The sequence below is a fragment of the Megamonas sp. genome, assembly GCF_986095205.1.
Genome location: NZ_CFQVBI010000051.1, coordinates 1 through 11817, shown reverse-complemented (window position 1 = coordinate 11817; position 11817 = coordinate 1). Strand labels below are relative to the sequence as shown.

Annotated in this window: 15 protein-coding genes; 4 read left to right on the top strand and 11 right to left on the bottom strand. The window is 34.3% G+C overall.

Annotation, left to right across the window (positions count from 1 at the left end):
* Positions 1-110 precede the first annotated feature (110 nt).
* From AC5LAX_RS07095 to AC5LAX_RS07045, 11 genes are all read right to left on the bottom strand, one after another.
* Positions 111-560 carry a NanQ anomerase/TabA/YiaL family protein gene (locus AC5LAX_RS07095; RefSeq protein ID WP_008540067.1) on the bottom strand — a complete coding sequence of 150 codons (450 nt, stop codon included), beginning with the start codon at positions 558-560 and terminating at the stop codon, positions 111-113.
* 74 nt (positions 561-634) lie between these two features.
* The gene (gene atpC / locus AC5LAX_RS07090; protein WP_008540068.1) at positions 635-1060 is read right to left on the bottom strand and encodes an ATP synthase F1 subunit epsilon; all 426 of its coding nucleotides are present in this window, start codon (positions 1058-1060) and stop codon (positions 635-637) included.
* 3 nt (positions 1061-1063) lie between these two features.
* Positions 1064-2476, bottom strand: a complete 1413-nt coding sequence (gene atpD, locus AC5LAX_RS07085; RefSeq protein ID WP_008540069.1) for a F0F1 ATP synthase subunit beta — start codon at positions 2474-2476, stop codon at positions 1064-1066.
* Positions 2477-2491: 15 nt separating this feature from the next.
* Positions 2492-3343, bottom strand: coding sequence for an ATP synthase F1 subunit gamma (gene atpG, locus AC5LAX_RS07080; protein WP_008540071.1), 852 nt, complete (start codon positions 3341-3343; stop codon positions 2492-2494).
* Positions 3344-3360: 17 nt separating this feature from the next.
* Positions 3361-4875 carry a F0F1 ATP synthase subunit alpha gene (atpA, locus tag AC5LAX_RS07075; RefSeq protein WP_008540072.1) on the bottom strand — a complete coding sequence of 505 codons (1515 nt, stop codon included), beginning with the start codon at positions 4873-4875 and terminating at the stop codon, positions 3361-3363.
* A 28-nt stretch (positions 4876-4903) separates the two neighbouring features.
* Positions 4904-5443 carry a F0F1 ATP synthase subunit delta gene (locus tag AC5LAX_RS07070; RefSeq protein ID WP_008540073.1) on the bottom strand — a complete coding sequence of 180 codons (540 nt, stop codon included), beginning with the start codon at positions 5441-5443 and terminating at the stop codon, positions 4904-4906.
* Positions 5437-5940: a F0F1 ATP synthase subunit B gene (atpF, locus tag AC5LAX_RS07065; protein ID WP_008540074.1), complete on the bottom strand. Its 504-nt coding sequence runs from the start codon at positions 5938-5940 to the stop codon at positions 5437-5439. Before atpF ends, AC5LAX_RS07070 begins: the two co-directional genes overlap by 7 nt.
* Positions 5941-5994: 54 nt before the next feature.
* Positions 5995-6246, bottom strand: a complete 252-nt coding sequence (gene atpE / locus AC5LAX_RS07060) for a F0F1 ATP synthase subunit C (protein WP_008540075.1) — start codon at positions 6244-6246, stop codon at positions 5995-5997.
* A 112-nt stretch (positions 6247-6358) separates the two neighbouring features.
* Positions 6359-7033: a F0F1 ATP synthase subunit A gene (gene atpB / locus AC5LAX_RS07055; RefSeq protein ID WP_008540076.1), complete on the bottom strand. Its 675-nt coding sequence runs from the start codon at positions 7031-7033 to the stop codon at positions 6359-6361.
* A gap of 135 nt (positions 7034-7168) precedes the next feature.
* Positions 7169-7549, bottom strand: coding sequence for a hypothetical protein (locus AC5LAX_RS07050; RefSeq protein WP_019000085.1), 381 nt, complete (start codon positions 7547-7549; stop codon positions 7169-7171).
* A 174-nt stretch (positions 7550-7723) separates the two neighbouring features.
* On the bottom strand, positions 7724-8746 hold the full coding sequence (locus AC5LAX_RS07045; RefSeq protein WP_033405790.1) for a mechanosensitive ion channel family protein: 1023 nt from the start codon (positions 8744-8746) through the stop codon (positions 7724-7726).
* A 140-nt stretch (positions 8747-8886) separates the two neighbouring features.
* On the opposite strand from AC5LAX_RS07045, the gene AC5LAX_RS07040 reads away from it, so the two are divergent.
* From AC5LAX_RS07040 to larB, 4 genes are all read left to right on the top strand, one after another.
* Entirely contained in the window at positions 8887-9408 is a 522-nt protein-coding gene (locus AC5LAX_RS07040; RefSeq protein WP_008540082.1) for a GNAT family N-acetyltransferase, read from the top strand.
* A gap of 277 nt (positions 9409-9685) precedes the next feature.
* Complete coding sequence (locus AC5LAX_RS07035; RefSeq protein WP_288909118.1) at positions 9686-10261, top strand: TMEM165/GDT1 family protein; 576 nt, start codon at positions 9686-9688, stop codon at positions 10259-10261.
* A 74-nt stretch (positions 10262-10335) separates the two neighbouring features.
* Entirely contained in the window at positions 10336-10950 is a 615-nt protein-coding gene (locus tag AC5LAX_RS07030; protein WP_019000082.1) for a DedA family protein, read from the top strand.
* A gap of 2 nt (positions 10951-10952) precedes the next feature.
* A complete protein-coding gene (gene larB, locus AC5LAX_RS07025) occupies positions 10953-11711 on the top strand; it encodes a nickel pincer cofactor biosynthesis protein LarB (RefSeq protein ID WP_117977085.1) in 759 nt (252 codons plus the stop codon).
* Positions 11712-11817: the final 106 nt, after the last annotated feature.

Below are 11817 nucleotides of genomic sequence, written 5' to 3'. Positions count from 1 at the left end.
TTAAATTCATTTGAGTATTTAGTCATAAAAAAACTGCACCTCCAAAAGTTGTTTTGTGTCCAACTTTTGGGGTGCAGTTCAATATGATTGCTCTTTTTTTGTTTCTCAAATTAAATTCTAATTTTAAATAAAGCTATTTTAAATTTGTTTTTTAAATCCATATGAATTCCTGTCTTGTGCGCTTCATTTGGATTACAAACTAAAATATCACCAAAATTGCTCAAAAAATTAATATTTGTGTACGGCATTTCTTCTAACATCAACATATCGTCTATCTTATCACGATGATAAATTACACCTTCATAGATATTAACATCTATGCGTTCTTGTCCCTTTAATAAAATATATACATCTATATGTTTTTCATGTGCTTGCCAATATCTTTCCTGAGCAATTTGTGTTTCATATTCATCAATGCGAAAACAAATATCCTCTCTATCTGTTTGATATGTTCCTGCATTATAATTTATTAAATCATGTTCATTAAAATAATCTACACAAAATTTAATTCGTTCATCTATAGTGGTTAAATCTATATTTTTTATATTGCTAAAAATCATATTATCACCTTTAAAATAAAAACGGTTGTAGCTAAATTAAGTTACAACCGTTTTTACATAAAACTAATTAAATATTAACCAATATCTGTTTTAGTTGCTTTAAGTCTTGCTTTAGCACGTTCGAGTGCAGCTCTAGCGCGAAGTGTATCAACATCGCTCTTAACTTCTGGATTTTCTTTAAAGCTTTCTAAACGTTTTTGTGCACGTTCATAAGCTTTTTTCGCTCTATTGATATCAATTTCAATAGGAAGTTCTGCTGCACTTGCAAGTACAATAATTTTATCAGGTTGAACCTGAATAAAACCACCGCTAACTGCAATAAGATTTTCAGTGCCGTCAATCATAGCTCTCATTGCATGAGGAACAAGTCCTGCAAGAAGCGGAGCATGTTTTGGCATAATACCTAAATCCCCAGCAATAGAACGCACGATTAACATATCAATATCAGCACTATAAACAACTTTATTTGGAGAAATAATTTCTAGCTTTATTTTAGCCATAAATTATCCCTCCTTCTTCATTTTATTTGCTGCCTCAACAACTTCGTCAATGCTACCAACCATATAGAAAGCACTTTCAGGTAAGTCATCATATTTACCTGCTAAAATTTCTTTAAAGCCACGAATAGTTTCTTTTAATGGTACATATTTACCTGGTGTACCTGTGAACTGTTCAGCAACGAAGAATGGCTGAGATAAGAATCTTTGAATTTTACGTGCTCTAGCTACAGTAAGCTTATCTTCATCAGATAATTCTTCCATACCTAAGATAGCGATAATATCTTGAAGTTCATTATATTTCTGTAAAATAGCCTGTACACCACGAGCTACTTCATAATGGTCTTCACCGATTACATGTGGGTCAAGAATACGAGAAGTAGAATCAAGTGGGTCTACTGCTGGATAAATACCAAGCTCTGCAATCTGACGAGACAATACTGTTGTTGCATCCAAGTGAGCAAATGTTGCTGCTGGAGCAGGGTCAGTTAAGTCATCGGCAGGAACATATACAGCCTGAACAGATGTGATAGAACCTTTTTTAGTAGAAGTAATGCGTTCTTGAAGAGCACCTACGTCTGTACCAAGTGTTGGCTGATAACCAACGGCAGATGGCATACGACCTAAAAGTGCGGATACTTCAGAACCAGCCTGAATGAAACGGAAAATATTATCAATGAATAATAATACGTCCTGATTTTGAACATCACGGAAATATTCAGCCATTGTAAGACCAGTTAAAGCAACACGCATACGTGCTCCAGGTGGTTCGTTCATCTGACCATAAACTAAAGCAGTTTTATCGATAACGCCAGATTCTTTCATTTCAGACCAAAGGTCATTACCTTCACGAGTACGTTCACCAACACCAGAGAATACAGAATATCCACCATGTTGAGTTGCGATATTATGAATAAGTTCCATGATAAGAACTGTTTTACCTACACCAGCACCGCCGAACAAACCGATTTTACCACCACGGGAATATGGTGCGATAAGGTCAACGACTTTAATACCAGTTTCTAAAATCTGTGTAGATGTTTCTTGTTCATCAAATTTTGGAGCTGGACGATGAATAGGCCAAAATTCTTTGTTGCCTACAGGAGTATCATCATGGTCAACTGTTTTTCCAAGTACGTTAAATACACGACCAAGAGTTGCTTCCCCTACTGGAACTCTGATTGGAGCACCAGTATCTTCAGCTTCCATGCCACGAGTCAAACCGTCAGTAGAACTCATAGCGATACAACGAGTAACATTGTCACCCAAATGTTGCATAACTTCAACAACTAAATCGATATCAATGTCACCAGATTTACCTTTAATAGTTACAGCATTTAAAATTTCTGGCAAAGATTCTGCCGGAAACTCTATATCAACAACAGGTCCAATAACCTGTACAATTTTACCTTTTGCCACTTAGGTGAAACCTCCTTACTTCAGAGCTTCTGCACCGCCCACGATTTCTGTAATTTCGCGAGTAATACCAGCCTGACGTACTTTATTATAATGCAAATCAAGTTTAGAGATGAGTTCTTCAGCATTATCTGTTGCATTGCTCATCGCATTCATACGTGAACTTAGTTCACTTGCTGCTGATTGTAATAATGATGCATATATTGTTGTAATAATATATTGCGGTAATAAATATCCAAGCACTGATTGTGCTGATGGTTCATAAATATATTCAGCAGTAGGTTTATGATCGGAGGACTCTGGTGCTGTAAATGGTAATAATTTAATTGTCTGAGGTATAGCAGAAATAGCTGACACAAATTTTGTATATACAAGATATACTTCTTTATAGTCACCTTTACTAAAATGCTCCATAATTTCAACAGCAATTTGACGAGCATTTTGATACTCTGGACGTTCTGTAAATCCCATATAAGAATTTAATACATCATATTTACGTGGAACGAAATATTCTTTACCACGACGACCTACAGTGATAATAGATGTATTTTTTGCATCTTTGATATGAGAAACTGTTTCTTTAAATACATTACTAGCATAAGCACCTGCAAGACCCTTATCGGAAGCTAAAACAACATATAAAGTTTTACCTTCTTCACGTACTTCTAGCAGAGGATGTGAAAAACTTCCTGCATTAGAGGCTACATCGGCAATAACCTCATACATTTTTTCAGCATAAGGTTGGTTGGATACAGCCGCTTCTTGGGCACGACGTAAACGAGCAGCAGCAACCATTTTCATTGCTTTAGTGATTTGCTGTGTACTTTTTACGCTTTTTATTCTGCGGCGTATGTCCTGTAAACTAGCCAATTAAATCACCTCACTGCTTATTTATTATATGAATATGTGGATTTAAATTCTTCAATAGCACTATTGATAGAAGCTTCTAAAGCATCATCTAATTTTTGTTTTTCAACGATTGTCTGTCCAATTTCTGGGTGATTTGAATTCATAAATTTCAAGAAATCACGTTGGAAGTTAACAACCTGATTAACAGGAATATCGCTTAAGAAACCACGTACAGCTGTATAAATAACAAGGATTTGTTCATCTACTTTTAAAGGTGAATACTGTGCTTGTTTTAATGTTTCAACCATACGTACACCACGGTCTAATTGTTCTTTTGTAGATTTATCAAGGTCAGAACCAAATTGAGCGAATGCTGCAAGTTCACGATACTGAGCAAGGTCAAGACGCATACGACCAGCAATCTGTTTCATAGCTTTTATCTGAGCACTACCACCTACACGAGATACGGAAAGACCTACGTCAATAGCTGGACGAATACCAGAATAGAAAGCTTCTGTCTGAAGCATAATCTGACCATCTGTAATAGAAATAACGTTTGTTGGAATATAACCAGATACGTCACCTGCTAAAGTTTCGATGATAGGTAAAGCTGTAATAGAACCTCCACCAAGTTCATCACTTAATTTAGCAGCACGTTCTAAAAGACGAGAATGTAAGTAGAATACGTCCCCTGGATATGCTTCACGTCCTGGTGGTCTGCGAAGTAACAAGCTCATTGCACGATAAGCAGTAGCATGTTTAGAAAGGTCATCATATACACAAAGTACATGTTTGCCTTGATACATGAAATGTTCACCCATAGTAACACCAGAATATGGAGCCATATATTGAAGTGGTGCACTATCAGAAGCAGTAGCTGCTACTACAATTGTATAATCCATAGCACCATGATCTTCAAAAGTTTTTACAACACGAGCGATTGTAGAAGCTTTCTGACCAATAGCTACATAAATACAAATACAGTTTTGACCTTTCTGATTGAGAATTGTATCTACAGCAATAGCTGTTTTACCTGTACCACGGTCACCGATGATAAGTTCACGCTGACCACGACCAATTGGAACTAAGGCATCAATTGCTTTAATACCAGTTTGTAATGGTTCTTTTACTGATTTTCTATCAGCAATACCAGGAGCTGGATATTCAATTGGACGGCTCTGTGTTGTATGAATAGGGCCTTTGCCATCAATTGGACGACCAAGTGCGTCAACAACACGACCAATCATACTTTCCCCAACAGGTACTTGCATGATTTTACCAGTACGTTTTACGATATCTCCTTCTTTAATTTTTGTGTCGCCACCTAATAAAACGGCACCGACATTGTCCTGTTCAAGGTTTAGGACCATACCATATATATCATTACCAAAGTCGAGCAGTTCCCCTGACATCGCTTTGTCTAAGCCATGAATATGTGCAATACCATCACCGATTTCAATAACAGTACCTACATCATCAACATTTAAATCAACATTATAATTTTTAATTTGATCCTTGATAATGGCTGTTATTTCTTCTGGATTCATTTTCATAACGACTCTGTCACCCCACTTAAATAACTTAATTTGCCATTAACTGCTTTCCTAAAGATTTAATTTTGCTAGTTACACTACCATCGATTAATTTGTCACCCATTTTTACAACGACACCACCAATGATGGATTTATCAATATGTGTTTTTAGCTGAATATGCTTGCCGGTAATAGCTTCTAATTTCGCAGTTAAAGCTTTTTCTTGTGGCTTTTCCATAGCAACTGCTGTAGTAACATGTGCTACTACAATATTACGAACTTCATTAGACAGAGCTTCATATTCACCGACTATCTCTTCAATTAATGCTATGCGACGTTTGTCAATCAATAATAACATAAAATTATGCACTGATTTTTCAATATCGCTACCAAAAACTTTATTTAGCAGTTCTTTTTTTGCTGATGGCTGAATTTGAGGATTACTCATAAAAGCTTTTAATTCTGGTTGAGTTTTAAAAAGCGTACTAATTTCCGCTAATTGCTCACCATATTCTACAAGCTTATTTTCTTCTTGAGCTAATTCAAACATTGCCACAGCGTATTTTTTTGCTAACTGTAAATTCAGCATGGCAATCCACCCATTTTATCTTTATCCAACTGGTCAATGAAATCACTAACCAATTTTTCATTTGTTTTATTATCCATATTAGCAGCGATAATTTTGCCAGCTGCTTGCATGGATAAAGCTACCATTTCACCACGTAACTGCATTGCTGCACGTTCACGTTCTCTAGCAATATCTTCTTTTGCGGCTTTTCTCATCTGCTCAATTTCACGTCTTGTTTCAGCAACGCTAGCATCACGTTCTTCTTGAGCACGTTTCATTGCTTTATCTACAATTTCCTGTGCTTTTATACGGGCATCAGCTAATTGCTTATTATATTCAGCGAGCAGTTCTTTAGCCTTTTGTTCATCTGCTTCTGCGGCATCAATGCTTCTTGCGATTTTTTCTTCGCGTTCTTTAAGCATTTTCATAACAGGCTTATATGCTACAAATTTTAAAATAAGTACCAAAATAAGGAAGTTAAGGATTTGAGCCACAATCGTCATATTGATATCAATCAATTTATTGCCCCCTTATGCGTTCCTAAACATCTAAAATTTAAATGTTTACCCAAATTATTTAATAAGTGGGTTAGCATAAAGCATGATCAATGCAATAACTGTTGCAATGATTGGCATAGCTTCGATTAAACCTACAGAGATAAGAGTGTTCATGAATAAAGTGTTTTTTGCTTCTGGCTGACGAGCAATACCTTCGATGAATTTAGAAGTAACAAGACCATCACCAATACCTGCACCGATAGAAGCAAGACCCATTGTAATACCTGCACCAATTAATGCTGCCATAACCATAATTGCGTTTTCCATAAAAATAAATCCTCCTTAAAGATAAACATAAATTAAATTAATTTTTCAAGATTACCTACAACTATAGATAATCTTATATCAATATCTGTTGACTAAAATATATCAACAAATATTAATGGTGATCATCGTCTTTCATAGCATTTGCTAAGTAAGACATAGATAACATAGTAAATATAAATGCCTGAACTGCACCGATAAATAAACTAAATGCAAGCCAAACAACACTAGGTACTGGCATCCATATTGGCACTAATAAAAGCAAGATAATAATTAAAATTTCCCCTGCTAGAATATTACCAAATAGACGGAAAGCAAGTGTAATAGGCTTTGCTATTTCTTCAATCAAATTGATAATTACAAATGGCGCTACTGGCTGGAAAAAATGTTTTATATAATTAAAACCTTTATAATACAAGCCAAGTACATGTAACATTACAATCACCAATAAAGCTAGACCTAAAGTTGTATTTAAGTCATTTGTTGGTGATGCAAGCGTTGGAATAAGTCCTATCCAGTTTGAAATCAATAAGAACAGAAATAGCGTGATTAAAAATGGTGCTACTAATTGACCACGAGAACCTAGTGTAACACCAATTTGCTCATTGAGCCAAACAATAACCATTTCAATTACATTTTGCCAACCTGAAGGAACAAGCTTTAGACTTCGTGTTGCTAAAAATGCAATCAGTATTACAATGGCCATTGCTAGCCAGGTCATTTCTAAGGTCTGAATATTGAATTGCATACCTGCGAAAGTGACCACTTCACGCACACCAATTTCATGCATTTTCCCCACTGCCGCTTATACAGTCCATAAGTAACAGTGTCCTCACCTCTCTTTACTATATATTTCATATTTTACCGAAAAATACAGATTATATTTTTCAGTTTCTATGTAGATAATATTTGCACTAGGCAAATATTATTCCATATTCTTATGATAAACAAAAATAATTAAATGTATCATATACAGTATAAAAGCTAAGAAAAAGCCTCCTACTACTGCATAAAATAATTCCACTGATTGCAATATAGCAGCTCTTAGTATAATAAAAATCATCAATAACCTCGTTATCAAACTAAGCCACATCTGACCTTTAGCTTTACCTACTGTTAAATGAGCAGCCTTCCACGTTCTATATACCATTACCCAAGCGCATATAACTGCTAATAAATAGCCTGTAAATACACCTGTTATCAAGTAAAGTTTATCATAATTTATAAACATACCAATAATAATAATAGTACAAATAGAAATCTGTATTAATAATTTTCTACCTTGAACAGATAAAAATTCTTTCATTAAATTTAATTTCTCCATGTTTATCCCAAAATCATGCATTTTGTATTCAATCAAGTATATCTTACCAAATCTCTAACAAAATAAAAAGCTTTTCCTGAAATATTCTCTAATTATTTTATTCATTATTACTATAAAATATTTTTATGATAATTTTCATTTATTTTGATATCCATTTTACTCTTTATTATTGATAATAGTTCTTACTGGGAATGGTATTTCTATGTTTTCTTTTCTAAATTCTTTTGTAATCGCTTTTATAAATTCATGCTTAACAATATATTGATTTGTAAATTCACTAACATGCATTATCACATTGAAATTAATACTAGAGTCAGCAAACAAATTAAATCTAACTACAGGCTCCGCTTTAACTTCTGGGTCTAATTTAGATAAAATTTCCTTTGCTGTCCTTATGCAAACAGCTTCCACTTTATCTAAATCACTATCATAGCTTACACCAATAGCTACACTTACTGTTATATCTTGAAGTGGCATACTGTAATTTGTGATAATCGCCTTAGATATACTTTGATTAGGTACAACTACCACATTGTTGCTAACAGATTGAAGTGTGGTAAAACGCCATGTAATATCAGATACTCGACCTTCTTCACCTGTACTTAATTTAATATAATCATTTAAACGAAGTTGTTTTGATAAAATTAAATGCAGTCCAGCAAAAATATTAGCAAGCGTATCTTGAAGACCAAGGGCTACTGCCATACCGCCGACCCCTAAAGCTGTGAGAATTGGCGCTACTGATATTCCACAATACTGTAAAACAATGAGTGCACCCATAGAATACACTAAAATATTTATTAAATTATTTAATAATGAAGTCTTTGGCATATTTTGGTCAGAACGCATAGTATAAAAATCTATCATTCCAGATAAAGTTCTTGCAATAACTCTTGTCAAAGTAAAGATAATCACTGCAAATAATAAATATGATAATAATCTACTGATAGTTTCTGGTATAGATAAACTATTTATCGTCCAATATAAGCCAACACCGGAACACCAAGAAATCGGTAATCCCTTTAAGGCATTGACAAAAATATATTGCCATGAATCTCTATTTACATTACTTTGTAAATAACGATTAATTAAACGACTGAGAAATGAACCTACGATTAAGGCACCTATTTGAATACAAATTGGTACAAATAAAATATCTAATAAATGTTCAAAAGACATCGTTGCCAATACTGCTGTCCTCCTTATTTGTTATATTAAGAAAAGTATACTATACTTTTCTTAAACTGTCAGGGAATTTTCCCATAAGTTTCTAAAATTTATTATAAAATCTATAATATTATAATGAAGGTGGTTTTAATATGGAAAAAATCGTAAAAACAGGAAATAGATTACGTTTTCGTCAAGCAACAGTTGAAGATATGGACTATATCATGGAAGTGGAATACATTCCCGAAAATGCCAAATATGTAATTCCTTATACTCGCGAAGTGCATATGCAAACTTTAGATACCCCTTCTGCTACTCATCTAATTATCGAAACTTTAGACACACATGAAAAAGTTGGTTTTCTCATGATAGCAGGTCTTGATAATCCATCTAAAGAAATCGAGTGGACTCGCATTATTTTAAATGTAAAAGGTAAAGGCTATGGTCAAGAAACACTAGAAATGTTAAAATCTTGGGCATTTGATGATTTAAAATTCCATAGAGCATGGCTTGACTGTAAAGACCACAATACTCGTGCTTTACATGTATATGAAAAAGCTGGTCTTGTCCGTGAAGGTCTTATTCGCGAAACAATTTTAACTGATGGTGTTTATGAAAATTTAATCATTCTCGGAATTTTAGATAGAGAATATTTTGCTATGAAAAATAAATAAACCCTTGCCAAAATATTTATTTTTGTGTATTATATCCATTGTGTGTATATGGTATTATTGGTAAATGTATTGGCTAAAAGGGAGTAGCTTTTTAGAATAAGTCAACATACTGATGAACAACGAAATTCATCTGGCTTATTCGTTGATGTTTTACATCAATAGTGAGACTTTTGGTATAGATTAGTTACACTAAGTGTATCAGTCTATACTAGAAGTCTCTTTTTTTATTCCCTTTTATCAAATAAATTTAATTTATTTTAAGGAGAGATTTAATCTTATGTTTGCATTTTCAACAGCGTTTATCATGGTGATTCTTGCCGAAATGGGTGACAAAACTCAATTATTAGCTATGGCTTTTGCCACAAAATATCCATGGAAGAAAGTCATGTTTGGTATTTTAGTTGCTACTATTTTAAATCACTTTGTAGCAATCGCTGCTGGTATTTATTTGCATTCTTTTATTCCTAAAGACATTGTTGAACTTGTTGCTTCTATTGCTTTTATTGTCTTTGGTCTTTGGATTTTAAAAGATGATGAACTCGGTAATGAAGCTGAAAAAAATCGTTTTAGCATCTTTTGGACTGTAGCTATCGCCTTTTTCCTTGCCGAAATGGGAGATAAAACTCAACTCGCTACAGTAGCATTATCTGCTCAAATCGGTGCTGATATGCTTTCTATCTTAGTAGGTACAACTCTTGGTATGCTCGTTGCTGATGGACTTGGCATTTTATTAGGTGCTACGCTTCATAAATATGTACCTGATAGAGTCATCAAAAAATTTGCTTCATTAATCTTTATTCTCTTTGGTGTTGTTGGCATTTTACATGCTATGAATATCATAAATTTATATTAACTTAAATATTTTTATCGGTTATAATATATATAAGGATTATCTTATAATTTAACAATAGAAAGGACTAATTTTTAATGGAACAATTTTCAACAATCTTTTTGAGTTTTATTGATACTTGGGGCTATGTTGCTGTAGCTGTACTAATGGGGCTTGAAAATGCTTGTATTCCAATTCCTAGTGAATTAATCTTAGGTTTTGCTGGATATCTCATCTTTGCTGGCAAAATGGAATTTTTCCACGCTACTGTTGCTGGTATGATTGGTGGTATGGTAGGTTCTATCATCACTTATTATATCGGTGCTAAAGGTGGCAGACCTTTTGTAGATAAATATGGTAAATATTTCTTCATGAAAAAATCTCATGTAGACACTGCTCAAGAATGGTTTGATAAATATGGTATTAAAGCTGTATTCTTCAGCAGATTACTCCCTGTAGTTCGTACATTTATCTCTTTACCTGCAGGTTTTGCCAAAGTAAATATGAAGAAATTCATCATCTATACTTTTATTGGTTCCCTTCCTTGGACTATGTTCATCTTATACATCGGTATGATACTTGGCGAAAATTGGAAAACTATGCTTGCTGTAGGTCATGAAGCAAGTTTAGTTGTAAGTGCTATTCTTGTTCTCACTTGCGCTTTTTACTATATTCGCTGGAAACGCAATAAAAAAAAGGCCGTTAAACAATAAATATGGACACTACTCAATTATTAGATTTACTTCACGATTATAAACAAGGAAATATCTCTGACGAAACTATGCTTCAATCACTTCAAGATAATCAAGGTTTTGAAGACATTGGTTTTGCCAAGATTGACCATGACCGAGCAAAAAGACAAGGATTTCCTGAAGTAATTTATTGTGCAGGTAAAACTAATGAGCAAATAGCTGATATTTTCGCTCACCTCTATCAAAAAAGTGAGCAAAATATAATTGCCTCTCGTGCTACTTTAGAAAATTATCAAACTGTACTAGCAAAAGTAAAAGATGCAAAATATGACGAATTTGCACGTATTATCTATGTTAATAGAGATAATATGCCTATTGATGATAAACGTTTTATCCTCGTTATGACAGCTGGTACAAGTGACATACCTGTCGCTAAAGAAGCAGGTCTTACTGCTCAACTGATGGGAAATAAAGTACAATATTGCTTTGATGTAGGCGTTGCAGGTATTCATCGTCTACTCAGTAAAAAAGATTTGATTGATAAGGCTAATGTAATCATCGTTGCTGCTGGTATGGAAGGAGCTTTGGCTAGTGTTGTTGGTGGTCTTGCCAATAAACCAGTAATTGCTGTGCCTACAAGCGTAGGTTATGGTGCTTCCTTTCATGGGTTAACAGCATTGCTTTCTATGTTAAATAGTTGCGCTGCTGGCGTTGCCGTAATGAATATTGACAACGGTTTTGGCGCTGGTCGATTAGCTAGTATGATTAATCATATGCGGTGATGTACTCCCACCACTTTCGCCATCGCTTAGAAGTGGGGGCTTCTTGTTCGATACAACTTTTGTTGTAAGCATAAGCAAGCTATCCCCGTGCATCCCACGGTTCTTT

Excerpts from the sequence above, each read along its gene's own strand:
- AC5LAX_RS07095 (WP_008540067.1), bottom strand. The coding sequence starts at position 560 with ATGATTTTTAGCAATATAAAAAATATAGATTTAACCACTATAGATGAA.
- atpC (WP_008540068.1), bottom strand. The coding sequence starts at position 1,060 with ATGGCTAAAATAAAGCTAGAAATTATTTCTCCAAATAAAGTTGTTTAT.
- atpA (WP_008540072.1), bottom strand. The coding sequence starts at position 4,875 with ATGAAAATGAATCCAGAAGAAATAACAGCCATTATCAAGGATCAAATT.
- AC5LAX_RS07070 (WP_008540073.1), bottom strand. The coding sequence starts at position 5,443 with ATGCTGAATTTACAGTTAGCAAAAAAATACGCTGTGGCAATGTTTGAA.
- atpE (WP_008540075.1), bottom strand. The coding sequence starts at position 6,246 with ATGGAAAACGCAATTATGGTTATGGCAGCATTAATTGGTGCAGGTATT.
- atpB (WP_008540076.1), bottom strand. The coding sequence starts at position 7,033 with ATGCATGAAATTGGTGTGCGTGAAGTGGTCACTTTCGCAGGTATGCAA.
- AC5LAX_RS07050 (WP_019000085.1), bottom strand. The coding sequence starts at position 7,549 with ATGAAAGAATTTTTATCTGTTCAAGGTAGAAAATTATTAATACAGATT.
- AC5LAX_RS07045 (WP_033405790.1), bottom strand. The coding sequence starts at position 8,746 with ATGTCTTTTGAACATTTATTAGATATTTTATTTGTACCAATTTGTATT.
- AC5LAX_RS07040 (WP_008540082.1), top strand. The coding sequence starts at position 8,887 with ATGGAAAAAATCGTAAAAACAGGAAATAGATTACGTTTTCGTCAAGCA.
- AC5LAX_RS07035 (WP_288909118.1), top strand. The coding sequence starts at position 9,686 with ATGTTTGCATTTTCAACAGCGTTTATCATGGTGATTCTTGCCGAAATG.
- AC5LAX_RS07030 (WP_019000082.1), top strand. The coding sequence starts at position 10,336 with ATGGAACAATTTTCAACAATCTTTTTGAGTTTTATTGATACTTGGGGC.
- larB (WP_117977085.1), top strand. The coding sequence starts at position 10,953 with ATGGACACTACTCAATTATTAGATTTACTTCACGATTATAAACAAGGA.